Annotated in this window: 25 protein-coding genes; 7 read left to right on the top strand and 18 right to left on the bottom strand. The window is 71.9% G+C overall.

Annotated features, from left to right (window positions below; translation table 11 throughout):
* Positions 1-76 precede the first annotated feature (76 nt).
* On the top strand, positions 77-1,642 hold the full coding sequence (locus HT134_RS02035) for an MDR family MFS transporter (RefSeq protein WP_312887918.1): 1,566 nt from the start codon (positions 77-79) through the stop codon (positions 1,640-1,642).
* A 70-nt stretch (positions 1,643-1,712) separates the two neighbouring features.
* On the opposite strand, the gene HT134_RS02030 is transcribed toward HT134_RS02035, so the two are convergent.
* Entirely contained in the window at positions 1,713-2,033 is a 321-nt protein-coding gene (locus tag HT134_RS02030) for an STAS domain-containing protein (RefSeq protein ID WP_175598528.1), read from the bottom strand.
* Between the two features lie 68 nt (positions 2,034-2,101).
* On the opposite strand from HT134_RS02030, the gene HT134_RS02025 reads away from it, so the two are divergent.
* Positions 2,102-3,031 carry a GNAT family N-acetyltransferase gene (locus HT134_RS02025; RefSeq protein ID WP_175598527.1) on the top strand — a complete coding sequence of 310 codons (930 nt, stop codon included), beginning with the start codon at positions 2,102-2,104 and terminating at the stop codon, positions 3,029-3,031.
* An 82-nt stretch (positions 3,032-3,113) separates the two neighbouring features.
* Here HT134_RS02025 and HT134_RS46690 read toward each other — a convergent pair whose 3' ends face one another.
* The 8 genes from HT134_RS46690 to HT134_RS01985 all read right to left on the bottom strand — a co-directional run bounded on the left by HT134_RS46690 (position 3,114) and on the right by HT134_RS01985 (position 12,517).
* On the bottom strand, positions 3,114-4,388 hold the full coding sequence (locus HT134_RS46690; RefSeq protein WP_175598526.1) for an AAA domain-containing protein: 1,275 nt from the start codon (positions 4,386-4,388) through the stop codon (positions 3,114-3,116).
* Positions 4,385-5,812 (bottom strand): hypothetical protein, encoded by a 1,428-nt coding sequence (locus tag HT134_RS02015; protein WP_175598525.1) that lies wholly within the window; start codon positions 5,810-5,812, stop codon positions 4,385-4,387. The genes HT134_RS46690 and HT134_RS02015 overlap by 4 nt, the downstream gene beginning before the upstream one ends.
* 52 nt (positions 5,813-5,864) lie before the next feature.
* On the bottom strand, positions 5,865-6,965 hold the full coding sequence (locus HT134_RS02010) for a hypothetical protein (protein ID WP_175598524.1): 1,101 nt from the start codon (positions 6,963-6,965) through the stop codon (positions 5,865-5,867).
* 149 nt (positions 6,966-7,114) lie between these two features.
* The gene (locus HT134_RS02005; protein WP_175598523.1) at positions 7,115-8,389 is read right to left on the bottom strand and encodes a hypothetical protein; all 1,275 of its coding nucleotides are present in this window, start codon (positions 8,387-8,389) and stop codon (positions 7,115-7,117) included.
* A 59-nt stretch (positions 8,390-8,448) separates the two neighbouring features.
* Entirely contained in the window at positions 8,449-9,144 is a 696-nt protein-coding gene (locus HT134_RS02000; protein ID WP_175598522.1) for a class I SAM-dependent methyltransferase, read from the bottom strand.
* 85 nt (positions 9,145-9,229) lie between these two features.
* Positions 9,230-10,651 (bottom strand): polysaccharide lyase 6 family protein, encoded by a 1,422-nt coding sequence (locus HT134_RS01995; protein ID WP_175598521.1) that lies wholly within the window; start codon positions 10,649-10,651, stop codon positions 9,230-9,232.
* Between the two features lie 67 nt (positions 10,652-10,718).
* Positions 10,719-11,531: an AraC family transcriptional regulator gene (locus tag HT134_RS01990; RefSeq protein WP_246363796.1), complete on the bottom strand. Its 813-nt coding sequence runs from the start codon at positions 11,529-11,531 to the stop codon at positions 10,719-10,721.
* 5 nt (positions 11,532-11,536) lie between these two features.
* On the bottom strand, positions 11,537-12,517 hold the full coding sequence (locus tag HT134_RS01985) for a hydroxyacid dehydrogenase (protein ID WP_175598519.1): 981 nt from the start codon (positions 12,515-12,517) through the stop codon (positions 11,537-11,539).
* Between the two features lie 154 nt (positions 12,518-12,671).
* On the opposite strand from HT134_RS01985, the gene HT134_RS01980 reads away from it, so the two are divergent.
* From HT134_RS01980 to HT134_RS01960, 5 genes are all read left to right on the top strand, one after another.
* Positions 12,672-13,988 carry a sugar ABC transporter substrate-binding protein gene (locus HT134_RS01980; protein WP_175598518.1) on the top strand — a complete coding sequence of 439 codons (1,317 nt, stop codon included), beginning with the start codon at positions 12,672-12,674 and terminating at the stop codon, positions 13,986-13,988.
* The gene (locus tag HT134_RS01975) at positions 13,985-14,914 is read left to right on the top strand and encodes a carbohydrate ABC transporter permease (protein WP_175598517.1); all 930 of its coding nucleotides are present in this window, start codon (positions 13,985-13,987) and stop codon (positions 14,912-14,914) included. Before HT134_RS01980 ends, HT134_RS01975 begins: the two co-directional genes overlap by 4 nt.
* Positions 14,911-15,777 (top strand): carbohydrate ABC transporter permease, encoded by an 867-nt coding sequence (locus HT134_RS01970; protein ID WP_175598516.1) that lies wholly within the window; start codon positions 14,911-14,913, stop codon positions 15,775-15,777. The genes HT134_RS01975 and HT134_RS01970 overlap by 4 nt, the downstream gene beginning before the upstream one ends.
* 6 nt (positions 15,778-15,783) lie before the next feature.
* Positions 15,784-16,998, top strand: a complete 1,215-nt coding sequence (locus tag HT134_RS01965; protein WP_175598515.1) for an alpha-L-fucosidase — start codon at positions 15,784-15,786, stop codon at positions 16,996-16,998.
* Positions 16,999-17,174: 176 nt separating this feature from the next.
* A complete protein-coding gene (locus tag HT134_RS01960) occupies positions 17,175-17,630 on the top strand; it encodes a hypothetical protein (RefSeq protein ID WP_175598514.1) in 456 nt (151 codons plus the stop codon).
* Here the strand turns inward: HT134_RS01960 and HT134_RS01955 are convergent.
* From HT134_RS01955 to HT134_RS01915, 9 genes are all read right to left on the bottom strand, one after another.
* On the bottom strand, positions 17,588-18,439 hold the full coding sequence (locus HT134_RS01955; protein WP_175598513.1) for an ABC transporter permease: 852 nt from the start codon (positions 18,437-18,439) through the stop codon (positions 17,588-17,590). The genes HT134_RS01960 and HT134_RS01955 overlap by 43 nt on opposite strands.
* The gene (locus HT134_RS01950) at positions 18,436-19,155 is read right to left on the bottom strand and encodes an ABC transporter ATP-binding protein (protein WP_175598512.1); all 720 of its coding nucleotides are present in this window, start codon (positions 19,153-19,155) and stop codon (positions 18,436-18,438) included. Before HT134_RS01950 ends, HT134_RS01955 begins: the two co-directional genes overlap by 4 nt.
* 118 nt (positions 19,156-19,273) lie before the next feature.
* Positions 19,274-20,884, bottom strand: coding sequence for a monocarboxylate uptake permease MctP (gene mctP, locus HT134_RS01945; protein ID WP_175598511.1), 1,611 nt, complete (start codon positions 20,882-20,884; stop codon positions 19,274-19,276).
* Complete coding sequence (locus HT134_RS01940) at positions 20,881-21,090, bottom strand: DUF3311 domain-containing protein (protein ID WP_175598510.1); 210 nt, start codon at positions 21,088-21,090, stop codon at positions 20,881-20,883. Before HT134_RS01940 ends, mctP (HT134_RS01945) begins: the two co-directional genes overlap by 4 nt.
* Positions 21,091-21,263: 173 nt before the next feature.
* A complete protein-coding gene (gene mctP / locus HT134_RS01935) occupies positions 21,264-22,874 on the bottom strand; it encodes a monocarboxylate uptake permease MctP (protein WP_312887917.1) in 1,611 nt (536 codons plus the stop codon).
* A complete protein-coding gene (locus tag HT134_RS01930; RefSeq protein ID WP_175598509.1) occupies positions 22,871-23,074 on the bottom strand; it encodes a DUF3311 domain-containing protein in 204 nt (67 codons plus the stop codon). The genes mctP (HT134_RS01935) and HT134_RS01930 overlap by 4 nt, the downstream gene beginning before the upstream one ends.
* Positions 23,075-23,211: 137 nt before the next feature.
* Positions 23,212-24,168, bottom strand: a complete 957-nt coding sequence (locus HT134_RS01925) for a helix-turn-helix transcriptional regulator (RefSeq protein ID WP_175598508.1) — start codon at positions 24,166-24,168, stop codon at positions 23,212-23,214.
* Complete coding sequence (locus HT134_RS01920) at positions 24,165-25,760, bottom strand: CocE/NonD family hydrolase (protein WP_217707141.1); 1,596 nt, start codon at positions 25,758-25,760, stop codon at positions 24,165-24,167. Before HT134_RS01920 ends, HT134_RS01925 begins: the two co-directional genes overlap by 4 nt.
* 63 nt (positions 25,761-25,823) lie before the next feature.
* On the bottom strand, positions 25,824-26,066 hold the full coding sequence (locus HT134_RS01915) for a DUF6289 family protein (protein WP_175598507.1): 243 nt from the start codon (positions 26,064-26,066) through the stop codon (positions 25,824-25,826).
* Between the last annotated feature and the right edge of the window lie 54 nt (positions 26,067-26,120).

Here is a 26,120-nt window from a genome sequence, read left to right as displayed (position 1 = left end):
CGGCAAGTAAGTACCTACCTTATTGCAAGCTTGCCGGTCGGCAAGTAAGGAAGATTTCTGAGCCGGGGGTGTGCTGGTGGCAGAGACAGTGGGCGGGCGCCGCAAAGAGGTCATGGTGGTGCTGCCCGGACTGATGCTGGCGATGATCCTCGCCATGCTCGACAACATGATCGTGGGTACGGCGATGCCCCGGATCGTGGGCGAGCTCGGCGGACTCCAACATCTCTCATGGGTCGTCACAGCGTACGTGCTCGGCACGACCGTCTCCACTCCCATCTGGGGGAAGATCGGCGACCTTTACGGACGCAAGACCATCTTTCTGGTGTCCATCGTCATCTTCATGATCGGCTCGGCCCTGTGCGGCATGGCCGGCTCCTCCGTCCTCGGCGGCCCCGACGGCGGCATGATGGAGCTCATCGGCTTCCGCGCCCTGCAGGGCCTCGGCGCGGGCGGCCTCATGGTCAACGTCATGGCCATCATCGGCGACCTCGTGCCGCCCCGCGAGCGCGGCCAGTACCAGGGCATCATGGCCGGCGCCATGTCCCTGGCCATGATCGCCGGTCCGCTCGTCGGCGGCTTCATCACCGATCACCTCGACTGGCGCTGGGCCTTCTACGTGAACCTGCCCGTCGGCGCGATCGCGCTCGTCCTGCTGGCGGTCAAGCTGCACCTGCCCAAGCACCACAACAAGGTGCGCATCGACTGGTTCGGCGCGATCCTGCTGTCGATCAGCATCACCGCGATGGTCCTCGTCACCACCTGGGGCGGCAACGAGTACGCGTGGGACTCCTGGCAGATCCTCAGCCTCATCGGCGTCGCCGTGGTCACTCTCGCGATCTTCATCCCGGTCGAGCGGGCCGCCGTCGAGCCCATCATGCCGTTGCAGCTGTTCCGCAACCGCAACTTCACGCTGATCTCCGCCATCGGCTTCCTGCTCGGCTTCGCGATGTTCGGCGCGATCAACTTCCTGCCGCTGTTCCAGCAGATGGTCCAGGGCGACACGGCGACCAACTCCGGCCTGCTCATGCTGCCCATGATGGCGGCGGCCATGGTGATCTCGCTGTTCGTCGGCAAGGCCATCACCGCGACCGGCAGGTACAAGGTCTACCCGCTGATCGGCGGCGTCGGCATGGCCCTCGGCATGTGGCTGCTGTCCACCATGGACGTGGCGACGCCGAGCTGGCAGACCGGCGTCTTCATCGCCGTGCTCGGCGCCGGCATGGGCTTCCTCATGCAGACGACCATGCTCATCGCGCAGAACAGCGTCGAGCAGAAGGACCTCGGCGTCTCCAGCAGCGCCACCACGTTCTTCCGCTCGATCGGTGGCTCGTTCGGCGTCTCCCTGTTCGGCGCCGTCTTCAACAACGGCTTCCGCGACGAGCTGACCGGCACGTTCGGGGCGGAGGCCGCCGAGAAGATCGCCAAGGGCGGCGGCCGGATGGACCCGGCCGCGCTGGCCCAGATGCCCCAGGGCATGCGCACCGGCCTCGTCGAGGCGCTGGCCGGCTCCATCTCCAACGTCTTCTGGTGGGCGATCCTGTTCGCCGTCGTCGTCCCCGTGCTGGCGGCGTTCGTCAAGGAGATCCCGCTGCGCGGCGGCCCGGCCGCCCAGGAGCCGCAGCCGGAGGCCGTCGCCGGCTGACCCCGTGGGATCCGTCGCCCGGGGGGAGCCTCCTCCCGGGCGTCCGGCCGTGCGGGGGAGCCGGCCGCCCTCAGGAGGGCGGGAGGCTGAAGAGCCGGTCGAGCGCCGTCATCCGCAGCACGTTGCGCAGGTATGGCGTCACGGCCACCACCCGCAGCACGGCCTCGGCCCGCTCGGCCTGGTGGTGGAGCCGGATGAGCGCCGCCAGCCCGGAGGAGTCGATGAACGACAATCCCGACAGGTCCACATCAAGCTGGCGGACCTCGCGATCCAGGGCCAGTGCGGCCAGTTCGGACACGGTGCCGTAGTCTAGGTCGCCGCTGAGCGCCAGCCGCACCGTCATCGGGTCGGGTGTGGCGACCTCGACGCGCAGCGGGTTCTTGTCCAGCACCCATCCAGCTTAACGACGGAGGGAAAATGGGAGGCGAGGGTCCTGCCCGTTTCGGCACAATCGCCGGCATGGATTCCATCAGGCGCCCCCGGCCGGAGGACGCCCCCGCCATCCACGAGCTCCTCGCGGCGGCCGACACGGCGGTCCTCGGCCACGCCGACTGGACCTTGGACGACGTCAAGGCCGACCTCGCGGACCCCGGTTTCGACCTCGACCGCGACGGCGTGCTGCGCGCCGACCCCGACGGCCGCCTGATCGCCTGGGCCTGGGCCTGCGCCAAGGGCCGCAGCGACCTCGTCGAGGTGGACGTCACCGTCCGTCCCGGCCGCGAGGACGTGGCCGGGCCCCTGTGGGGCACCGTGCTCGACCGGGCCCGCGAACTGGGCAGGGAGCGCGGCCACGACGCCGTCACCGTGGACGTCGGCATCCACCGGGCCGACGAGGGCAAGCGCGCCCTGGCCGAGCGCCACGGGCTGGCGCCCGCCACCAGCTTCCACCGGCTGCGCATCGACCACGAGGGCCCGCTCGACCCGCCCGCCGCGCCGCCCGGCGTCACCCTGCACGGCGGCGAGAGCGAGCAGGCGCGCCGCGAGGCGCACATGCTCCACCAGGCCGCCTTCTCCCAGCACTTCGGCTTCGCCAAGGTCGACTACGACACCTGGTACGCGCGCCGAGAGGCGCACCGCGCCACCGACTGGAGCCAGCTCACCGTCGCCCGCCTCGACGGCCGGCCCGCCGCGACCGTGATCGGCAACGACCAGTTCCTGCCCGACGAGGGCTGCGGCTACGTCGCCCTGCTCGCCGTGCACCCCGAGTTCCGGGGCAGGGGCCTGGGCCGGTTCCTGCTCAGGCACGCCTTCGCCGCCGACGCCGCGCGCGGCCGCAAGGGCACGATCCTGCACGTCGACTCCAACAACACCACGCCCGCCCTCGACCTGTACCTGTCGGCGGGCATGCGCACCGTCATGGTCATCGACGTCTGGCGCGCCCGCCTCTGACCACGGCGCGCCGACCACGGCGGCGCCGCCCCGCCCCGGGCGCCCGCCGTCCTCCGGGACGGGGCGCCCCGGGGGGACGGCGTCAGACGCGGTGGGCCGCCAGGTGGTCCAGGACCGCCTGGTTGGCCTCCCAGCCGTCCGGGAACTTCACCGGGACCCCGAGCTGCACCGGCTCGGCCGACGGGTGCGCGTCCAGCAGCTCCGCGATCCCCGCGCGCGCCACCACGACGCACGCGTGCCGGTGCCGCGACGCCAGCACGCACAGCCGCCCCGACTCCAGGTGGAACGCCGTCGCGTCGCGCCGCCCCGACAGCGGGTGCAGCACGATCGTCACGTCGTACTCCCGGCCCTGCAGCCGGTTGGCGGTGTCCACGGTGATCTCCGGCGGCACCCCGGCGTTCCTGATCGCCGCCACCTGGTCGCGGTGGGCCGCGCCGACCGCGATCCGCTCGGCCGTCACCGGACGCTCGCCCTGCTCCGAGGAGGCGACCGCGCCCCGCTGGAGCAGCCGCGCGGCCAGCTGCGCCACCGCCTGCACGGCCTCGCCGTCCGTGCGCACGGTGTGCCGGTTCGGCAGCTCCAGCAGCGCCCACCCCGAGCGCGCCGCCTCCTCCAGCGCCCGGTCGTGGACGGTCCCCATGCCGCCCGTGGACAGCTCCAGCCGCCGCTCGTGCGGCTGCGTCCCGGCCCGGAACCCGGTGAACGGGTAGAACGCCCGCGACACCACCGGCGCGGCCGACGCGGGCAGCCGCCACGACACGGGCAGCCGGTGGACGGGCAGGTCCGGGTTGTGCCGCAGCAGCACCGACACGGCGCTCTGGAGCGGGTCCCACGACAGTCCCGACCACCGGTCGCCGTCCACGATCGAGAACGGGTCGAGCTGCCCCGGGTCGCCCACGAACAGCGCCCGGTCGAACAGCGCCGCGATGCGCAGCAGCTTGTCCGAGCGCATCTGGTACGCCTCGTCCACGATCGCCCACGGCCACGTACGGCCCGAGATCCACGCCCACTTGTCGGCCGTCGCGATCACGATGTCCGGGTCACCGAGGTCCTGCACGCGGGTGCCGACCGTGACCCCGGGCAGTTCCAGCAGCCGCAGCGGAGGCACGTAACCGCCCGCCGACAGCCGCCCCACCGTCAGGTCCGGATGCCGCTCGCAGATCCGCGTCACCAGGTCGTCGACCTGCTCGTTGGTCTGGGCCACGATCATCAGGGGCTCGCCGGTGGCGGCGATGTGCGCCGCCGCCCGCACGACCAGCGTGGACTTGCCCGCGCCGGGCGGCGAGTCGACCACCACGCCGCGATGCCTCGGCAGATCGGCCAGCACGGCCTGGATGACCTGCTCGGGACTCGTCACGACCACTCCTCCAGGGCGTCCTCGTCGCTCGGCGTGTACTCCCGCGGCGGGCCGCCGTGCGTCCACGGGGTGGCCTCGGCCTCGGGCAGGGCAGGGGAGCCCTGGAAGTCGTCGGTCAGCGAGGTGTAGCAGACCCGCTCGCCCACCTCGGGCACCGACCCGGGCGCGGGCGTCTTCCCCCGGCCCATCCCCTTGGTGATCTTCACGGTGACCAGGCCGTCGCGGGCCTCCACGAGCTGCGCGCCCTGGGCGCGGCGCTGCGGGGTGCCGAGCGCGGTGCCGGGCGCCAGCCGTACGGGATCGTCGGTCTTGACCACCACGAGCGGGCGCAGCTTGCGCGAGCGGCCCTCGCCCTCGGAGTGCTCGGGCTCGGTCTCCACGACCTCGCCCGCGAACGCCTCACCGGTCAGCCGGTACTCCGCCATGACCAGCGGGTCGTCGTAGGCGCGCTGCACCTCGTAGGCGGCCTGGGCGCGCTCCATGCGGGCCAGCCGGGACGCGGCGGCCACCGCGCCGTCGCGCCGCGCCTGCGGCGGCGCGCCCTCGGCGATGTGCGCCGCCATGGCGCTGAACGAGCCGCGGTCCTGCTCCCACCGCTGCTCCACGCTGGCCCCCTCGGGCAGGCCCCGCAGCAGGTCGACGGCCTGCCACATGAGCCGCCAGGTGGGTTCGAGCTGGCCGCGCAGGGCCTCGGTGATGCGCTCGGCGGCGCCCGCCTCGATGGCCGTCGCCAGCACCTCGGCGTCGAAGCCGGGATCGGTCGCGGGCCCCGCCGGGGGCCACACGAGCGGGTCCTCGGCGTCGTCGCTCGGCCCGGTCGTGATCCACGCCATCAGCGCCGCCAGGTTGGCGTCCTCCAGGCCGCTCTGCCCGCTCGCCCAGTGCCGGCCCAGCTCCTCGGTCGCGGCCGTCATGAGGGACGAGCCGGGGTGGGCGGCCCGCTCGCCGAAGTAGGTCAGCCAGCGGCCGAGCAGCGGCACCGTCTCCGGCACCGGGTACGGGCCGTCGGCGCGCCGGAAGCGGGTGGAGCGGCCCAGCAGGCGGACGAACGCGATGCCGGCCTGGTTCGGCACCAGGATCTGCGGCGCGTCCAGCACGCGCTCGTACGGGTCGGCGTTCTTGCGCTCCACCGTCTCCGTGCCGGCCAGGAAGCTCCCGATGTACGGCAGCAGCTCGGCGGCCAGGTCGGCGGTCCAGGCGAAGCGCAGGTCGCGGTTGCGCGGCTGCGTCACCACGAGCAGCCGCGGGTCGTCGCGGCGGGTGCCGAGCATGGCGGCCAGCGGCGCGGCGGCCTCGCCGGACATCCGCAGCGGGATGAGCACCATGGGCCGCTCGGACAGGTGGCAGTGCCGCACGGTCGCGATGGGCTGCGCGATCCCCTCCTCCAGCGCCCGCAGCCGCGCGAGCGAGGTCAGCAGGCTCACCCCGCCCACCTCCACCGGCGGTCACGCTGTGGCGCGTGTCGTGCTGCCGGGGTCACGCGAGGCACTCCCGGCGCAGGCGCTCGGCGTTGCGGAGCAGCCGGGCGATCTCCTCCTGCCCCTCGGCCGGGGCGCGGGTGCCGTCGGCCAGGCCCAGCGCCTCCTCGACCGAGGCCACTCCGCCCAGCTCGTCGCGCACCTGCCGGCCCAGCAGGTCGCAGGCGCCCTCCTGCCGGGCCTCGTCACGGCAGAAGAAGCACAGGTCGCACGTGGACAGGCAGTCGGGCGCGTACCGGGCGGTGGTGCGGCGCAGCGCGTCGGCCAGCTCGGCCGCCGGTCGGGTGGGCAGCCCGTCCTCGCCCGGCAGCAGGTCGAACGTCAGCTCCTCGGGCAGCCCCTCCACCAGCCGGTCGAGCCCGGTCATGCGGGAGAGCTGGCGTTCCAGCACGGCGAGCTGGCGGCGCACGTCGACGAGCGTGGCGACGGGCCGGTTGGCGAAGTTCTCCGGGCAGACGAGCACCACGTCGTGGGCGACCCGCAGCGGGTCGTGGCCGAGCTCCCGCAGCATGCGGCGCAGCGCCAGCACGTACACGGCCGCCTGCCGCGCCGCCGCGGCCACCGCCGCCGGGTCGGCCTGGCCGTCGATCACCGCGAACGACTTGATCTCCACGATGTGGAACCGGCCGCCGAGCTGGAACGCCACCACGTCCGGCTCCAGGTACGCGACGTGCCCGGCGATCTCCAGGCCGAGCAGCGGATGGTCGTAGATCGTGCCGGAGTCGTGCTCGTCGCGCGCCGCTCGGTCGAACAGCGCCCGGGTGTGGGCGTGGCGCAGGTGGGCGCCGACGTTCTCGACGTCGTGGTAGGCCACCTCGGCGACCGGCAGCTCCAGCAGCTCGCGCAGCATCCGCAGCAGCTCGGCGCAGCCGTCGGCCTTCACCAGCGCCTCGAACGCGTTCCCGCGCGTGATCGCGAACGGAGACTGGCCGAACGGCGCCGGGAACCCCAGGTGCCGGGCGGTCGCGTCCTTGTCGATGCCCGCGCCGTCCAGCAGCGCCCGTCGCGCGCAGCCCGGGTTGGCGGCGAGCGCCGCGATGGCGCGCGCGTCGTGCGGCTTCGGCGGCGTCGTGCCGCGCAGCGCGTCAAGCCGGTTCATCGGCGGCCTCTCGTCGCGGTGTCGCTCGTGGGGCCGCGCTCCGCACGGCCGGATCTCGTGTCGCTGTGGCTCATGTGACTCATAGGGCTGATGTGATCTTGTGTTCGGGCGGTGGGTCTTCAGGTGACGGGTCTTCGGGTGGCGGGTCTTCAGATGGCGGGCGGGCCGGTCGCGGCCCGGTCACCGATCGTGCTCAGCGTAGCGGCGCCGAACAGCCGGGCCCGGTCACCGAGCTGGGCGGCGGCGCGTCCGGCCAGCTCGGCGCGGTCGCGCGTGTCGCGCTCGGCGTGCACGGCCAGCTCGGCCCGCGCCGCCTCGATCACCCGGGCCGGGTCGGGCGGCCCGATGTCGAGGTCGGCGCCGCCCGGGATGTTGCGCGCCATCCGCGCGAGCAGCCGCGCGGCCCCGGAGTCCGGCCCGGCGTCCACGCCATGGCCCGCGGTCATCCGTTCGGCCACGGCCACGGCGCAGGTCAGGAAGTGGACGCGCGGGCTGAGCGGGCCGACCATCCGCTGCTCCAGCGGCCACGTGCTCACCGCGAGCAGGCCGCGGGCGGGGGAGAGGCGGTCGGTCAGGGCCGCGCAGAGGTAGTACGGCCGGCCGTACGGGGAGGAGGCGAACGAGCGCTCCTCGTCGCGCCGCAGACTGGTGAGCTGCGCGCCGCGCAGCCCGCCGCCGAAGAACGCCTCCCGCACGGCGGCGATCAGCCGCGGCTGGGCCGGCACGCCGAGCAGGGTGAGCGCCTGGTGCGCCTGCTCCCGCACGGTGACGAGCCGCAGCCCGTCGCCCCCGCCGCCACGCCGCACCCGCGGACCCGCCTGTCCTCCACCCCCGGCCCGTCCTCCACCCCCGGCCCGTCCTACGGCTCCGGCCTGCCCTCCAGCCCCGGTGTGTGCTGCGGCCTCGGCGTGTCCTCCAGCTCCGGCGCGTCCTCCGGCCTCGGCGTGTCCTCCGGCCTCGGCCGGTGTGGCCCCGGCGTGTGCTGCGGCCCCGGACTGTGCTCCGGCGCCGGGCTGCCGTCCGGTGAGGTCGGGCGGCGAAGCGGGGGAAGCCGAGGAGAGGTCGCCCAGGACAGTGGCAGCGCCGCGAAGGACGGGCGGGACAACGGGAGTTCCGGAGAGGTCGCGCGGCGTAACGGAAGCACCGGAGAGGTCGCGCGGCGTAACGGGAGCGCCAGGGAGGTCGGGCGGGGAGGCGGGAGCGCCGTCCGAGCGGGTCGAGGAGTCGTCCGGGTCGGTGGGGGCGGCGGTGGGGAAGGCGGGGTCGAGGCCGTCGGTGACCAGGGCGTCCCAGGCGCGCTCGGCGGCGCGGAGGTCGGCCCGGAGCCCGCGGGCGGTGGCCGTGTCGCGGGCTCGCATGGCGCGGCGCACCCCGGCGCGCAGCTCGTCGATCCGTCGTTCGAGATCGTCCAGCCGGTCACCCATGGCGCGAGCGTAACAGTAGTTCCAGTAATTCCCAGTAATTTCGTGAAATCTGGGGAAATCTACGCTGTAAAGGCGGCCGGTCGGGCCGCCACCCACGTCCGGTCCTCGGTCAGGAACCGCTCCAGGCGCAGCCCCGCGGCCTCCAGGGCCGCGGCCAGGTCCTCGTCCGACAGCCGCCACGACGTGAACGACTGCGTCCACTCCTTCTCGCCCACCGTGTACCGCATGGTCGCGGCGTAGCGTCCGGGTTCCGGTTCCTCCAGGGCGGCGAGCTCCACCGTGACGCCGTTCTCGGACTTGCCCTGGCCCACCCGCCAGGCGTCCTGCGCCTCCGCCGGCATCCACTGGATGAGCACGTGCCCGTCCGGCGCGACGTGCCGGGCGCACGCCTCCAGCAGGCCGCGCCGGCCTTCGGCGTCGGTGGTCTGCACGAGGTGCGAGGCCAGCAGGACCGTGTCGAAGCGCCGGTCCAGCGCCAGCTCGTCGATGCGGGCCCGGACGGTGCGCGCCCCGCGCACGTGCGCGAGCATCTCGGCCGACTCGTCCACGGCCACCACCTCGTAGCCGAGCTCGACCAGCGGATGCGTCATCCGGCCGGTGCCGCAGCCCAGTTCCAGGATCGAGCCGCCCTCGGGGGTCACCGCGGCGATGATCTCCGGCTCGCCGCGTGACGTCTGCATCGCGTAGAACTCCACGGGGGAGCCGTCGGGGGTGATGGGGCCGGATCCGGTGCCGGTGTTCGGTGCGATCGTCATGGTTTCGACTCTAATCACCGGCAGCCCGATCAACGAGGCGAAGAGCGCCGCGCGCCGAAGGTCACGGGAGACGACGGCCCGGCCGTCACGAGAGCCGGCCGTCGTCCTGGCCGGCCTGCCAGGACGGCCCCGTCTGCTCTGTGCGCGGCGGGGCGGGCGGGGTCCGGTCGCGGGAGGGGACGACCACGATGCCCTCGGTGCTGTTGGGCGGGTTGACGTCGAGGGTCCCGCCGTGGACGACGTTCCCGCGGAAGGTGTTCGGCTGGAAGGAGAACTTGGCCAGCGGCGGCGCCGTGTCCTGCACCGAGGTCGTCACGGCCACGCCGCCGTCGGGCCGGTAGCTGAGGTTGCCGGTGAAGGTGTTGCGCTCGGGCAGCAGCACCATCTGGTAGCCGGGCCAGTGGTTCTTGTAGAACCAGCCGATGTGGATGTCGCTCTTGGCGTTGCCGGCGAACACGTTGCCGGTGAACGCGCTGTCCGTCACCTGCCCGTAGTGGAACAGGTAGCCGTAGGGCGTGCGCGGGTTCGGCTGCGGGACGAAGTCCGGCGTCAGGTAGTCGAGCTCGTGGTTCTCGTCGAACAGGTGCTCCCCGCTGGTGACCTTGAGCCCGTAGCCGGAGACGCCCCGCACGTGGTTGCCGCGCACCACGTGGTGGTCGCCGCTGACGCGGATGCCCTCGCTGCCCGGGTAGCGGTCGCCGATGATGGCGTTGCTCTCCACCGTGTTGAAGTTGCCGTAGCGCATCACCAGGCCGCCGCTGGACTGCCTGATGGTGTTGTTGCGGACCGTGTTGTGGTTCGACTTCAGCGAGATGATCTCGTCGTCGCCGTCGACGTGCTCGAAGAGGTTGTTGTCGATGGTGAAGTACGCGCCCTCCTCAGCGCCCTCCTCCGCCCACTGGCCGTAGCCCCAGATGCGCAGCGCCTCCATGCCGTTGCGGTGGAGGTTGGGGACGTCGGCGAAGCGCGTGTGGTCGACCCGGTTGTAGGTGGCCGCCGGGCCCCGGTCGTTGCCGACCAGCGGCTCCTGGTGGGCCTTGCCCTTGAGCAGGCCGTGGTCGAACCGGTTGTGCCCGCCCGTGAAGAAGACCCAGTAGTACGGCGTCGCCGGGTCGCCCGGGTTGAAGTCGACCACGGCGGTGTCGGTGACCCTGCCGCGGTCGCTGTTGAAGGAGATGACCGAGCCCGCGCCGTCGGGCGCCTGGCCCGAGGTGAAGGTCAGACCGCTCACGGTCAGGTCGGGGCTGTTGAGCGACAGCGCCGACCTGCCGGTGAGCAGCACCTTGCCGGGTGTCTGGGCCCTGAGCGTGAGGGGTCGTGGGGCGCGCAGGTCGATGACGGTGTCCTGCCAGGTGCCGTCGGCCATGACGATGGTGTCCGCGGTCCCGATCGCCGCGTTCAGCTCGGCCTGGTTCGAGACGAGCCGTTCCCCGCCCGCCGAGGCGAGAGCGGGCGTGGCGGGCAGCAGCATGAGCGCCGCCGCGGCAAGGGCTGCCAATCGGTTCATACCGGCAACGTAGGGAAACCGCATTCCCTTGAGCATGGGCAAAACTCGGGCACTCCTGGGACGATCCTCAGGGTGCCCGGTGCAAGGCCCGGTACTGCGTGGGCGTCAGCGAGGTCACCTGGCGGAAGACCCGTGACAGGTAGGCGGGCTCCCAGCCCACCGCCCCGGCGATCTCCTCGATCCGCTGCTCGGTGTGGATCAGCGCCTGCTTGACCCGTTCGACCCGCAGCTGCCGGATGTACTGGTTGGGGGAGACCCCGAAGAGCTGAGCGAAGTAGGTGATGAAGTAGGTCGGGTTGTAGTGGAAGACCTCCGCCAGCCGCCCGACCGTCAGCACCTCGGCCAGGTGCGCGTCGATGTACTCCAGGATCCGCCCGGGCCCCTGGTCGAGCGGCCGCAACGAGCCCAGTGGCGCGTGGTCCACCAGGTAGGCCGTCAGTTCCATGAGCACCGCCCGCTGCCGCAGCGGCCCGGTCACCTGCGTCGCGCCCCGGCCCGCCGCCAGCAACCTGGTGAACATCTCCCGTACGACCTGCGGATCCGCCACCTCCACGACCCGGGGGAGCGCGACCAGCGAGGCGAGCTCGCGCCCGGCCACGGTGGCGGTGAAGTTCGCCCAGTACTTGCGCAGCGGGCGCTCCTTCGAGCTGGAGAAGGCCAGCGCGGACCCGGCGGGCAGGAAGTAGAGCTGGCCGGGCCGCGGCAGGTACTCCACGCCGTCCAGGGTGATCGAGCCCGCGCCGCCGAGGATGAGGTAGATCCGGTTGTAGCCGTCGGTCCGCGCCTTCCTCCCCCAGCCGGCGGGGACGGGATCGGCGTGCCCCGCCATGAGCAGGTCGAGGTCGACCCGCCGCAGGTGCTCCCTGAGTGCCGGGTCCATCGCCGTCACGCCCGCAGGCCGGCCAGCGCCGGGCTCACCGCGTGCCGCAGCGGTTCGCCCGCGGCCAGGCGGGCGACCTCCTCCAGCACCAGCTCGCCCATCCTGCCCCGTTCGGCGCCCATCGCCCCGGCCAGGTGCGGGGTCAGGACCACGTTGGGCAGGCCGTACAGCGGGGATCCCGGCTCCGGCGGCTCGGGCCAGGTGACGTCGAGGACCGCGGTGAGGTCGGGCCGCCCGCGCAGGACCTCGACCACGGACGGTTCGTCCAGGACGGCGCCGCGGGCGGTGTTGATCAGCGTCGCGCCGGCGCGCAGCCGCGCCACCAGCGGGCCGCCGACCAAGCCCGTGGTCTCCGGCAGCAGCGGGGCGTGCACACTGACGACCTCGCAGGTCTCGAACAGCTCGGCCAGCGGGAGGAGCGGGACGCCCAGCCCGGCGGGGGCGTGCGGGTCGTAGGCGACCACCTCCAGGTCGAAGGCGCGCAGGTGGGAGGCGACCAGGCGGCCGATCTCGCCCAGGCCGAGCAGCCCCACCCGCGACCGGTAGGCCCCGGCCACGCGGACCTCGTCCGGGTAGCGGCCCAGCTCCTTGAGCTCGCGGGAGATCCGGTGGAACTGCTTGAGCGCCAGCAGGATCTGGGCCAGCGTGAACTGCGCCACCGGGATCGCGTTGGCGGAGGCGGCCGAGACGATCGGGATGCCCAGCGCCCAGAAGTCCGGCGTGGTCAGCGGGCGCACCGAGCCCGCCGCCACGAGTACCGCGCGCAGGCGCGGAGCGTGGGCGAGCAGCCCGGCGTCGAGCACCGGCGCGCCCCAGCCGGACAGCAGGATCTCCACCTCGGACAGCACGCGGGGATCGGCGGCCAGCCGCTCGCGCGTCATCGCGGGAGCCTGCCATTCGACCAGGTCAGCCAGCTTCTCCAGCACGTGCGCGGGGTACACGTCGGCCCGCCTGCGCTCCTCCATCACCAGCAGCGCTTTGATCATCTCGTCCTCTTTTCATCGGATGCCTGGGAAGGCATAGTCCCGTATGGCGGCACAACTTTCTCCCTGATGGTCTATTCATCGGAGCATTGACGGCGAGCGTCACCACCGTTACCTTCCGGGAAATCGCTTGCCAAGGAGAGGATGTCGTCCACATATGCGAACCGCTTCCACGATGCTGACATGTTTGGTGGTGCTGACAGCATGTTCGTCAGGCGCGGCCGGAACCCGTGTCGCTCAGGACGCCAAGGCCACGCTCGAGCTCTGGACCAGGACCACGCCCGGCGGACCCGGCGAGCAGGGCACGCTCAAGCTGGCCGCCGCGTTCGAGAAGGCGACCGGCTACAAGGTCAAGGTGACCGCGATCTTCGACGACTTCGAGACGAAGATGCAGCAGCGGGCCGCCCAGAAGGACCTGCCCGACATCGTCATGAACGACGCCGCGCAGCTCGGAACGATGCAGAGCCAGGGCCTGCTCCGGGAGATCGACCTCACCAAGCTCGCCGGGGCCGCGGATCTGTCCGAGCGCGCCCTCGCCTCCGGCAAGGGCGTGGACGGCAAGCAGTACGGCGTGCCGTACTCCGCGCAGGCCACGGCGCTGCTGATCCGCAAGGACTGGCGGGAGAAGCTGGGATTGCAGCCGCCGCGGAACTGGGCGGATCTGGCGGCCCTGGCCAAGGCGTTCACCGAGAAGGACCCCGACGGCAACGGCCGCAATGACACCTACGGGCTGGCCGCGCCGTTGTCGACCAAGCGCGGCTACGCCTCCTGGTACTTCTCCAACTTCCTGTGGGCGGGTGGCGGTGACTTCGTCGCCGGCGCGGGCGGCGGCAGGTTCAAGCCCGCCATGTCCACCCCCGAGTCGGTCGCGGCCACGCAGTGGTTCCGCGACCTGGCGTGCAAGGACAAGGTCATCCAGCCCGGCGCCGTCACCATGGACACCCCGCCGACGAACGAGACGTTCGAGTCCGGCAAGAGCGGCATGTACGTCGTCGGCCCCTACCTGATGCCCCGCTACGACAAGTCGCTCGGCAAGGACAAGTACGAGGTCGTGCCCATGCCCCGCGGCGCCAGGAACGCCGACGTGCTCGCCGAGGGCGGCGCGATCTACCTGATGGCGGGCTCGCCCAACAACGCGGGCCAGGACGCCTTCGCCTCCTACGCCGTCTCCGCCGAGGGCCAGAAGATCGGCATGGAGGGCGACACCGCCTACATCGTGCAACTGCCCGTCAACAAGACCGTCGACATCACCCAGGTCCGTCCCGACCCGAGGTGGAAGACCTACGCCGACGTCTACCAGAGCTCGGGCCACTACCCGCCGTCGATCCCCAACTGGACCCCCGTACGGCAGGCCGCCGCCGACACCCTCAACGCCCTGGTCGCCGACTGTGGCCTGGACCTGACGGCTGAGCTGCGGAAGCTGGACACCAAGCTCGCCGAGATCCTGGCCGAGCAGGGCGTCGCCGCGTCATGACGGCGGTGGAGGTCGAACCGGTCGCTCGGGCCGGGCAGGAGCGCGTGAGCGGGCGGAGCGGGCGGACCGGGTCCTGGGTCGTTCCGTGGCTGTTCCTGGCCCCCGCGCTCATCCTGTTCCTGTACTTCAAGTTCATCCCCATGGGCAACGCCCTGGTCATGTCCTTCCAGGACGTGCAGCCCTTCCTCGGCAACCAGTGGGTGGGCCAGGACAACTACGTCAAGGTCGTCACCTCCGACGGCTTCCGGCAGGCCGCCTGGCACACCGTCCTGCTCGCGGTGTGCCAGACGGCCGGCTCGATGGTGCTCGGGCTGGTGCTCGCGCTGCTGATGGAGGGGCGCAGCCGCAGGCTGAGCTTCATCAGGTCGGCGGCGTTCCTTCCGGTCGTGGTGCCGATGGCGGTCATCGCCGAGCTGTGGCGGATCATGTACCACCCGACCGCCGACGGCATGCTGAACTCCCTGCTCGGCCTGGTCGGGCTCGGACCCTCGGGGTTCATCAACGACCCGCACACCTCGATGGCCTCGGTCATCGCCACGGGGATCTGGCGGGGCGCGCCGTACGACATGATGATCTTCCTGGCCGGGCTGGCCGGGGTGAACAGGGACCTGTACGAGGCCGCGTTCGTCGACGGCGCGTCCCGGTGGCGGCGGCTGCTGCACGTGACGCTGCCGGGGCTGCGCTCGGTGTTCTCGATCCTGTTCATCCTGGCGGCCATCCGCGGCCTCCGGGTCTTCACCGAGGTCTACCTGCTGACCAACGGCGGGCCGAACGGTTCGACCGAGGTGGTCATGACCTTGATCACCAAGCTGGGCCTGGAGCAGAACCGGCTGGGCGTGGCCTCCGCGGGCGCCGTGCTGCTGTTCCTGGCCACGCTGCTGCTGACCGTCGTCGTGTCCGTCCTCAGACGGAGGGAGAGGGAATGAGCGCGGCCAGCGAGACCGCACTCGGGCTCAAGGAGAGCAGGACGCCGCAGGCGCGGCTGCTCAAAGCCGTCGTCGGCGCGCTCGTCCTGGTGGTGTTCGCCGGGCCGCTGCTGGCGCTGCTCGTCGGCGCCTTCAACCACGTCTCCGATCCGACGCAGCTCAGCGTCGTGCCCTCGCGCCCGACGCTGGACAACTTCGCGGTCGCCGTCGACCACGGGGTGCTGAAGTACCTGCTGAACTCCTTCTTCGTGGTCGGGTTCGGGCTGCTGCTGCAGGTGGTCGTCTCGACGCTGGCCTCCTACGCGCTGGCCCGCAAGCGCTTCCCGTTCATGACGATCGTGTTCGTGGCGATCCTGGCCACGCTCATGCTGCCGGAGGAGATCCTCGCGATCCCGCTGTCGCTGATCCTCTCCGACCTGCCGGTGCTGCACATCAACCTGATCGGCACGCTGGCCGGGATCATCGTGCCGGTGGGCGCGTGGGCGTTCTCCATCCTGGTCATGACGGAGTTCATGCGGGACGTGCCGCGCGAGCTGGAGGAGGCGGCGCGGATCGACGGCGCGGGTGAGCTGCGGATCTTCGCCCAGATCATCCTGCCGATGTGCCGTCCGGCGCTGGGCGTCATCGGAGTGTTCGGGTTCACCATGATCTGGGACCAGTACCTGCTGCCGATGCTGGTGGCCGGCGATTCCTCGACCTACACGCTGCCGCTGGCCCTGCGCACGCTGCGGATCGACCCGATCGTCACGCCCGGGGTGGTGATGGCGGCCTCGTTGCTGGCGCTGCTGCCGTCGGTGATCGTGTTCCTGTTCTTCCAGCGCTCGTTCGTGCATGGACTGTCGTCGGGCGCCCTCAAGGGATGATCTCTCATGAACTGGTTCGTCAATGATCGTTTCGGAATGTTCGTGCACTGGGGCCCGTACTCGCTGGCGGCCCGGCACGAGTGGGTGAAGACGCGCGAGAAACTGACCGACGCCCAATACCAGCCCTACGTCGACCATTTCTCGCCGGACCTGTACGACCCCGCCGAGTGGGCGCGGACCGCGAGGGCGGCGGGCATGCGCTACGCCGTCCTGACCACCAAGCACCACGACGGATTCTGCCTGTGGGACAGCGACCTGACGGACTACAAGGCCCGCCGTGACCTGGTCGAACCGTTCGTGGCGGCGTGCCGCGCCGAGGGGTTGAAGGTGGGTTTCTACCATTCGCTGATCGACTGGCACCACCCGGAGTTCCCCGTGGACGGAACCCATCCCCTGCGGGATGTCCGCCCCCTGGCCGAACGTGACATCTCGGTGTATCGGCGATACCTGCACGGCCAGGTCAGGGAACTCCTGACGCGTTATGGGAGCATCGACTATCTCTTCTTCGACTTCTCCTACGCCGGCCGGAGCGAATGGTGGGGCGGTAAGGGCCCCGAGGACTGGGGCTCGAAGGAACTGCTGGCGATGGTGCGCGACCTGCAACCTGACATCCTCGTCAACGACCGACTCGGGATTCCCGGCGACTTCGTCACCCCCGAGCAGTACCAGCCCTCCGCGCCCATGCCCGGCCTGTGGGAGGCCTGCCAGACGCTGAACGGCAGCTGGGGCTACGACCGTGACAACCTCGACTACAAGAGCGCCGACCTGCTGGTGAGGATGCTGGTCGACGGGGTCTCCAAGGGCGGCAACCTGCTGCTCAACGTCGGCCCTGACGGGCGCGGGCGCATCGACCCGCGCGCCACCGCGTTGCTGGCCGGGATCGGCGGCTGGATGGAGCTGCACGAGCGCTCCGTCCGCGGGTGCGGCCCGGCCGAGTACACCGCTCCCGTCGACTGCCGCTACACCCGTCGCGGCGACCGGCTCTACCTGCACCTGTTCAGCTGGCCGCTGCGCCACGTGCACCTGCCGGGGCTGGCGGGCAAGGTGCGCTACGCGCAGTTGCTCAACGACGCCTCGGAGATCAGGTTCGTCAGGACCGACCCCGACCAGGAGGCCCAGAACACCCGGATGGGCGGCCAGGCGCCCGGAACGCTCACGCTGGAGCTGCCGGTGCGCCGCCCCGACGTCCTGGTGCCCGTCGTCGAGCTCTTTCTGACCTGATCGGGACCGGTGGCCGACCGGCGACGTGCTGAGAACAGCGAGTCGATCGGCCACCAGGGCGCCTCGGCCGTCTCCAGGCGCGCGTCGACGTCGGCCAGGACGCGTCAACCAGGCACCAACCGCCGCGAACCGCCGAACGGGCCCGCGGCGGGGGCTCGGCGCGCGACCATGGTGCCGTGCCGCTGCGTCGAGTGATCGGGACCGCGGCGGGGCTGGCCGCCCTGCCGGTCGTGTACTACCTGACCGAGGCGGGCGCCCGCGCCCTGCGCGACGCCTACACGTCGTTCGCCCCGGGGCCCGCCGGGCTCGGCCTGCTGGCCGCCGTGGCGGCGGTCGCCGCGCTGCTGCGCGGGCTGTCGCGCCCGGCGGCGCTCGCCTGCGGGGCGCCGCTGGCCGCCGTGGGGGTGCTGTTCGCGCTGCGGCTGGACCTCGCGGTGGAGCTGGCCGGGCGGCTGCCCCGCCTCCTGCCGCCCGCGGGCGAGCCGCCGGGCGCCGTGGCGGGGGCGACGGGCCTGTACGCGCTGCTCGGCCTCCTCCTGGTGGCCTCCGCCGTCCCCCTGCGCCGTCCCGGCGGCAGGCGGCCGGGTGATCAGTCGCCGAAGCGGGACAGCTTCCCGTGCCGGCGGGCGTAACGCAGCGCCCACGCGTACAGCGCGAGCGTGAGCGCCAGGTAGCCGGCGTCGAGCGCGCCCGCCCACGCCAGCCGGTCCCAGGGCACGGCCCCGCCCGCCATCACCGTGCGCATCCCCTCGAAGACGTGCGAGGCGGGCAGGAACCACGACACCGTCTGGAGCGGCGCGGGCAGCACCGACACCGGGTAGAAGATGCCGGCCAGCGGCTGCACCACGAACACCAGCGACCAGGCGATGACCTGCGCGTTCTCGCCGAAGCGGAGCACGGCGGCGATGCCGACCAGCCCGAGCGACCAGCCGAGCAGGAGCAGCACCCCCATGAACGGCACCAGCCCCACCCCGAGGCTGGTCACCCCGAACCCGTAGAGCGCGTAGGCCAGTCCGGCCATCACCGCGACCGCGAAGACCACCTTGCCCAGCGAGAACAGCACCAGCCCGACGAGGTACTCGGTGCTGGACAGCGGGCTGACCTGCACGTTGAGCAGGTTGCGGGACCAGATGTCCTCCAGGAAGGCGATGGAGATCTCGTTGCTGGCCTTCTGCAGCACCTGCCAGAGCAGCACCGCGCCGAGGAGGAAGGCCACCACGAACGGCACCCGCTGCGTCCGCAGGAACAGCGTGACGAACCCCCACAGCAGCAGCTCGACCGTCGGCCAGAAGAGGATCTCGAAGATGCGGATGGGGCTGCGGCGCAGCGCCGCGAAGTCGCGCCGCACGACGCCGAGCACGCGGCTGCGCCGGGCGGCGAAGCTCAGCGGCGCCAGCGTCAGGGCCGGGCGGGGGTCCGGCGGGAGGGGGAGTGCCGTCATCCGCGTGCCACCTTCAGGAACACCTCTTCCAGGTCCTCGGCCCCGTAGTGGCCGGCCAGCTCGGCGGCGCTGCCGGTGGCCACGATGCGGCCCTCGGCCATGAAGTGGACCCGGTCGCACATCCGCTCGACCTCGCGCATGTTGTGGGAGGTGATGAGCATCGCGGCGCCGCTCTCGCGGGCCACCCGCGACAGCAGGCCGCGGATCCGGTCGCCCGCGTCGGGGTCGAGGTTGGCCGTCGGCTCGTCGAGGACGAGCAGCCGGGGCGCGTTGACCAGCGCCTTGGCGAGCTGGACGCGGGTGCGCTGCCCCGACGACAGGTCCATCAGCCGCCGCCGGCGCAGCGGCCCCAGCTCCAGCAGCTCGATCATCTCGGCCACCCGTTCCTTCGGCCGGCGCACGGCGTAGAAGCGGGCGAAGACGTCGATGACCTCCTGCACCAGCAGCGGCCCGGGCAGGTCGACGTAGCTGGCGGCGAAGTTGACCCGGCTCAGCGCCTCGACGCGGTGCCGGGCCAGCTCCATGCCGAACAGGGTGATCGTGCCCGCGTCGGGCGTGATGAGCCCGAGCAGCATGTGCAGGGTGGTGGACTTGCCCGCGCCGTTGGGGCCGAGCAGCGCGGCCACCTCGCCCTCGGCCACGGTGATGCTCACGTCGTGGACGGCCGTCACCGGCCCGAACCGCTTCGCCAGGCGCGTCGCCTCCAGGATGGCCACCGCTCCAGCCTGCGGTCCGTGCGCGGGCGTGCGCAACGGGTTTTCGCCCGGCCCTGGGAACGGCGAGAGGCCCGCCTCCCCGGGGGAGACGGGCCTCTCGGCGGCCGTGCCGGACGGATCAGTGCGCGGCCGACAGGTCGAGCTCCTTGACCCGCGGGTCGCCCTCGTCGGCGAAGTAGTCGTCGCGGGACGTGGCGTCCTCGCCCTCGGCCACCTTGGCCGCCCGGAAGGCCAGCGTGGCCAGCACGGAGACCACCAGGTTGACCGCGAGGGCGAGGAAGCCCGCGTAGATCGTCATGGGGGTGTCGAGGCCGAGGTTCTTCAGCGCGAACGCCGACCCGCCGAAGTGCGCCTTGCCGTTGGCCGGGTTCGGGATGAGGTACAGCATCCACATGCCGGCCGCCAGGCCCGCCGCCCAGCCGGCGATGAGGCCGCCGCGGTGGAACCAGCGGGTGTAGAGGCCGAGCGCCACGGCGGGCAGCGTCTGCAGGATGATCACGCCGCCGATGAGCTGGAGGTCGATGGAGAACTGCGGGTCGAGCAGCAGGATGCACAGCACCGCGCCGACCTTGACGACCAGCGACACCAGCTTGGACACCTTGGCCTCCTGGGCGTCGGTGGCCTGCTTGTTGAGGTACTCCCGGTAGATGTTGCGGGTGAACAGGTTGGCCGCCGCGATCGACATGATCGCCGCCGGCACCAGCGCGCCGATGCCCACGGCCGCGTACGCGATGCCGGTGAACCAGTCGGGGAACATCTGGTCGAACAGCCGGGGGATGATCGTGTTGGTGTCCGGCTTGCCGGTGGCGCCGATGACGGGCTTGGTGCCCGCGGCGATGGCCATGAAGCCGAGCAGGGCGATGAGGCCGAGCAGGAAGCTGTAGGCGGGCAGGGCCGCCATGTTCCGCTTGATCACGCCGCGGTTCTTCGAGGCCAGCACGCCGGTGAGGCTGTGCGGGTAGAGGAACAGCGCCAGCGCCGAGCCGAACGCGAGCGTGATGTACTGCAGCTGGTTGGCGGCGGTGAGCGTGATGCCGTCGGCCGGGTTCGGGCTGGCGTCGAACTTGGCCTTGGCCGCGTCGAAGATCGAGCCCCAGCCGCCCAGCTTGGCGGGGATGTAGATGACCGCGGCGAGGATCACGATGTAGATGAGCGTGTCCTTGACGAACGCGATCAGCGCCGGCGCGCGCAGGCCCGACTGGTAGGTGTAGGCGGCCAGGATGGCGAACGCGATGATGATCGGCAGGTGGCCGGTGATGCCCATGGCCTTGAGCACGGCCTCGATGCCGACGAGCTGGAGCGCGATGTACGGCATGGTCGCCACCAGCCCGGTCAGGGCGATGACCAGCGCGAGCGTCGGCGAGCCGAAGCGGGCCCGGACGAAGTCGGCCGGCGTGACGAACCCGTGGACGTGCGACACCGACCACATGCGGGCCAGCACCAGGAACACCAGCGGGTAGACGACCACCGTGTACGGCAGCGCGTAGAAGCCGAGCGCGCCCGCCCCGAACACCAGGGCCGGCACGGCCACGAACGTGTAGGCCGTGTAGAGGTCGCCGCCGACGAGGAACCAGGTGATCCACGAGCCGAAGTTGCGGCCGCCGAGGCCCCACTCGTGCAGGCTCTCGATGTCCTTGGGCCGCCGCCAGCGGGCGGCCACGAAGCCCATGCCGCTGACGACGAGGAACAGCAGCGTGAAGATGACCAGCTCGGTCGTGTGCCCGTTCATCGCGTCATCCTGTAGACGATCGTGGTGCAGGCGACGCCGACGGCGATGAAGGCGATCTGCAGCCAGTAGAACAGCGGGAAGCCGAGCAGCCGGGGCTCGTCGGCGTTGAACAGGAACGTCATCAGGGGCAGCGCTATGGGCAGGACGAGCAGCCAGTTCCATGGGCTGCGGTCGCTGCGTGGCTGCCCGGGTTCCCGGGTTGTCACTCGGCCCCTCCGTCAATCCGTATCCGCGTGAACGGATGCAGGAGCCGGCCCTCTGACCGGCTCCTGACTGAATGGTCAACGGCAGGAGATTAGCTAACAGGGGTATTAAGCCCAATGTCACCAGGATTACGGTTTGGCCTAAATAATGGCCGAGCGTCCCGGAATGTGAGACGTCACGTGGACCCGCTGAGGTTGACGTCCCGCACCTGCGGGTCGCCCTCGTCGGCCGTGTAGTCCCCGGGCCGGGTCGCGTCCGGCCCGTCCGGTGCCTTGGCCGCCCGCGCCACCAGCGTGCCGATCACCGCCACGGCCAGGTTGAGCAGCAGCGCCAGGAAGCCCGCGTAGACGGTGATCTTCGTGTCGAGGCCCAGGTTGGCCAGCGGGAACGCCGAGCCGCCGAAGTGCGCGTGGTTGGTGGCCGGGTTGGTGATGCTGTAGAGCATCAGCAGCCCGCCGCCCATCCCGGCGACCCAGCCGGCGATCAGCCCGGCCCGGTGGAACCACCGCGTGAACAGCCCGAGCGCCACCGACGGCAGCGTCTGCAGGATCATCACGCCGCCGATGAGCTGCAGGTCGATCGAGAACTGCGGGTCGATGAGCAGGATGAACAGCACCGCGCCGATCTTGACGACGAGCGAGGTGACCTTGCTGACCTTCGCCTCCTGGGCGTCGGTCGGCGTGCGGTTGACGTACTCGCGGTAGATGTTGCGGGTGAACAGGTTGGCCGCCGCGATCGACATGATGGCCGCCGGCACCAGGGCGCCGATGCCGACCGCCGCGAACGCGATCCCCGTGAACCAGTCGGGAAACATCTGGTCGAACAGCTGCGGCACCACCGTGTTGACGTCCTTGCCGATCGGCTTGACGCCCGCGCTGATCGCCATGTAGCCGAGCAGCGCGATGAGCGCCAGCAGCAGGCTGTAGGCCGGCAGCGCCGACATGTTGCGCTTGATCACGTCCCGGTTGCGGGAGGCCAGCACCCCGGTGACGCTGTGCGGGTAGAGGAACAGCGCCAGCGCCGAGCCCAGCGCGAGCGTCACGTACTGGAGCTGGTTGTTGGCGTTGAGCAGGTAGCCGTCGTTCGGTGCCGGTGTGGCCTCGAACTTCGCCTTGGCCCCGTCGAAGATGGCGCCCCAGCCGCCCAGCCGGGCCGGGATGTAGACGATCGCCACCAGGATGACGAGGTAGATGAGGACGTCCTTGACGAACGCGATGAGCGCCGGCGCGCGCAGCCCCGACTGGTAGGTGTAGGCCGCCAGGATCACGAACGCCACGATCAGCGGCAGGTCGCTGAGGAACCCGCTGCCCGCCACGCCCATCGTCTTCAGCACCGCCTCGATGCCGACGAGCTGCAGCGCGATGTACGGCATGGTCGCCACGATCCCGGTGATCGCCACCAGCAGGGCCAGCGTGGGCGAGCCGAAGCGTGCGCGCACGAAGTCGGCCGGGGTGACCAGCCGGTGCACGTGCGACACCGACCACAGCCGGATCATGACGAGGAACACGATCGGGTAGGTGATCACCGTGTACGGCACGGCGAAGAACCCGGCCGCGCCCGCACCGAACAGCAGCGCCGGCACCGCCACGAACGTGTAGGCGGTGTACAGGTCGCCGCCGATGAGGAACCACGTGATCCACGAGCCGAAGTTGCGCCCGCCCAGCCCCCACTCGTGCAGGCTGGCCAGGTCCGTGGGGCGGCGCCACCGCGCGGCGACGAAGCCCATCCCGCTGACCGCCAGGAACAGCACGGTGAAGATGACGATCTCGGTCATGTGCAGGCTCACGGCCGCCTCCTCGTCATCCGGTAGACCAGCGTGGTCGTCGCGACGCCGAGGGCGATGAAGGCCATCTGCAGCCAGTAGAAGAGCGGGAAGCCGAACAGGCGGGGTTCGTCGGCGTTGTACAGGAACGTCATGAGGGGGATGACGACGGGCACGAGCAGCAGCCAGTACCAGGGGCTGCGGTCACTCTTGTCATCGGGCAAGGCGGTCTCCTTGGAAGTGAGGAGAGGCAGCTCTCGACCCCGCACCTTAGGCAGACGGGTGTTCCGGCCGGGTCACGGATCGCCGAATGGTCGTACCGCCGCGCCGAACGGTCGATCACGTCCCGCGGAGCGCTCTCCTAGGAGTCGGCATTCCCCTCGTACAGCCGCGCCATGCGGGCCGCGGCCCCCGCGACCAGGGCGCGCAGCTCCGGCGGGTCCAGCACCTCCGCCTCCGGCCCGAAGCGCAGCACCTGGCTGTAGGCCACGCCGACCGACTCGACGCCGAGCCGCACGGTGCCGTCGGGCTGGAGCGAGGCGAGCGCGTCGTCCAGCGCGGCCGGGTCGGCGACGTGCCGCAGCATCCGCACCCCGGCCTCCGTGAGCCGCAGCGTGACGCTCTCGCGCAGCAGCGAGCGGGCGAAGGACGCCGCCTGCCCGGCCCAGAACGCCGCCAGGTCGAAGCCGGGGTCGCGCGCGAAGACCTCCCCGCGCGGCTCCACCTCGCCGAAGCGGTCCACCCGGAAGATGAGGAACCGCTCCCGGAGCCGGGCCACGAGGTACCACACCCCCGCCTTCAGCACCAGCCCGTACGGCTCCAGGGTGCGGCTGCGCTCGCGGTAGGCGGCCGTGACCCGCCGGTCGCCCCACACGGCCCGGGCCAGCGGCGCCAGCGCGGCCGGCGGCGGGTCGCCCGAGGCGAACCAGCCCGGCGCGTCCAGGTGGAAGCGCTGCGCCGCCGTGGCGGGCGCGTCCCGCAGGCCCGGCGACAGCGCGGCGGCGGCCTTCACCCGGGCGGTCGACGCCACCCCCTCCAGGCCCATCTCCCGCATCGCCGCCGGGACGCCCGACAGGAACAGCGCCTCCGCCTCGGCCCGGTCCAGCCCGGTCAGGCGGGTCCGGTAACCCTCGAGCAGCCGGTAACCGCCGCCGCGCCCCCGGTCGGCGTACACCGGCACGCCCGAGCCGGACAGCGCCAGCACGTCGCGGTGCACGGTCCGCTCCGACACCTCCAGCTCGCGCGCCAGCTCCGCCGCCGTCATCCTGCCGCGCGCCTGGAGGAGCAGGACGAGCGACATCAGCCGTGACGCGCTCACCTCGCCGCCACCCGGGGCAGCACCACGGCCGAGGGCAGGTCGGGGGTGTGGAACACCTCGACGTCGGCGGGCACCATCGGACCGCCGTCCCCGATGGGCCGTCCGGTGCCGGAGTTGCGGGCGATCGTCGGGTACGCGCCCGCGGCCACGTGCACGCGGATCCGGTGCCCGGCGCGGAAGCGGTGCCCGAGCGGCCACAGCTCCACCGCGACCCGCCGCACGTCCCCCTCGACCGGCTCGTCCCGCCCGGAGGCGGGGCGCAGGCGGCGCACGCCCTCGCACAGGTTGAGCGACCTGCCGTCGGGGTGCACGTCGCACACCCGCACCACCACGTCCACGTACGGCGTGCTGGAGCGCACGAACAGCTCGGCCGTGACCGGCCCGATCATCTCCACGTCCGCGGCCAGCGCCGGCGAGCTGTAGACCAGCACGTCGCGCCGCGCCTCCAGCCGCCGCTGGTCGCGCGGCCGGGAGTCGGACAGCAGCACCGGGCCGCCGAGGACCGGCGTGGGATGCGCGGGGTCGTAGCGGAAGCGGTCCGCCCCGCCCTCGCGCGGCGGTTCCGGGCCCAGCCCGAAGCCGCGCCGCAGGTGCCAGCGCTGCGGCGTCATGCCCGGCACCGGCCAGTCGGGGTAGTCGCGCCACTCGCCGGCGCCCGTCACGTGCAGCCGCACGGGGTCGGCCCGCAGCCCGGAGCCGTCGCCCAGCAGGTGCGCCCGGAACCAGGCCAGCCCCTCGGCCATCGACGGGCGCCCGTGCCGGGCGTCCACGTGGTACCACGGCCCGATTGTCAGGTACGGCCGCCGCCCCGCCCGGCGCATCGCCAGGTAGTCCTTGAGCTGCCACGGCAGGAACACGTCGTACCAGCCGCTGAGCAGCGTGACCGCCGCCTCCACCTGACCGACCCTAGGGGAGAAGTCGCGCTTGTCCCAATACGGCACGGCGGGGTCGGCGTGGTGCGCCAGCAGGTCCTGGAAGAACGGCAGCGGCCGCCCGGCCGTGGCCAGGTCCAGCTCCGCCACCGGCCGTCCCGACAGCACGGCCCGCCGGGTCAGCCTGGGGGCCGTCAGCACCGCGGTCCCGCCGAACGGCCGCGCCATGGCGTCGGTCATCGCCGTCCAGCTCAGCGCCGACTCCAGCGCGAACGCCCCGCCCACGTACGCGGCGTCGCGGAACTGCGAGGCGGTGATCTGGGCCGCCATGGCCTTGAGCTCGGGCCCGGCGTCGGCCGCGATGGCCCACTGCGTGTAGCCGAGGTAGGACGGGCCGAACATCGCGAACGACCCGTCGTACCAGGGCTGGGCCCGCATCCACGCCAGCGTCGCCAGGCCGTCGTCGTGCTCGTCGGCCATCGGGTCGAGCAGGCCGCCGGAGCCGAAGCCGCCCCGGCAGCTCTGGATCACCACGTGGAAGCCGTGCCGGGCGAAGCCGCGCCCGTACATCCAGCCGAACAGCCCCCGCCGGCCGTACGGCGAGCGGATGAGGACCGCGGGGGCCCGCCCGCCGCCCGCGGGGGCGTAGTGGTCGGCCAGCAGGGTCACGCCGTCCGGCATGGGAACGGGAAGGTCACGCTGGAGCCGCACGCGTCGCATTACCTACCAGTAACAGATGCCGACCGGCAGGCGGAAGCCCGCGCCGCTCCGCGCACAGCGAGCTCAGCAGGGGCGCTCGGTGAAGTCCTTGTAGATCGTGCGGACGCCCCAGAAGCTGCCGCCGCCTTCGCATTCCTCCACCATCTGCCCGACCACGGTGGTCCAGGAGGAGTCGGAGTAGTAGGTCGTGACGCAGTAGTTGCCGAGCCCGCAGGGCCGGGCCTGGGCGGGTGCGCTGGTGACGGCCGCGCCGGCCAGGGCGAGCACGAAGGCCAGAGGGAGGGACAGGGCGGTGGTTCGGCGCATGGCGAAGCCCTTCGAACGAGGGGAACCGTTGACCGGATCATGAGCCCGCCCGGC

This window comes from Nonomuraea rhodomycinica (assembly GCF_013363995.1).
GTDB lineage: Bacteria > Actinomycetota > Actinomycetes > Streptosporangiales > Streptosporangiaceae > Nonomuraea > Nonomuraea rhodomycinica.
Note: the sequence above shows the minus strand (reverse complement) of the source record. Positions and strands in the feature narration are given on the sequence as shown.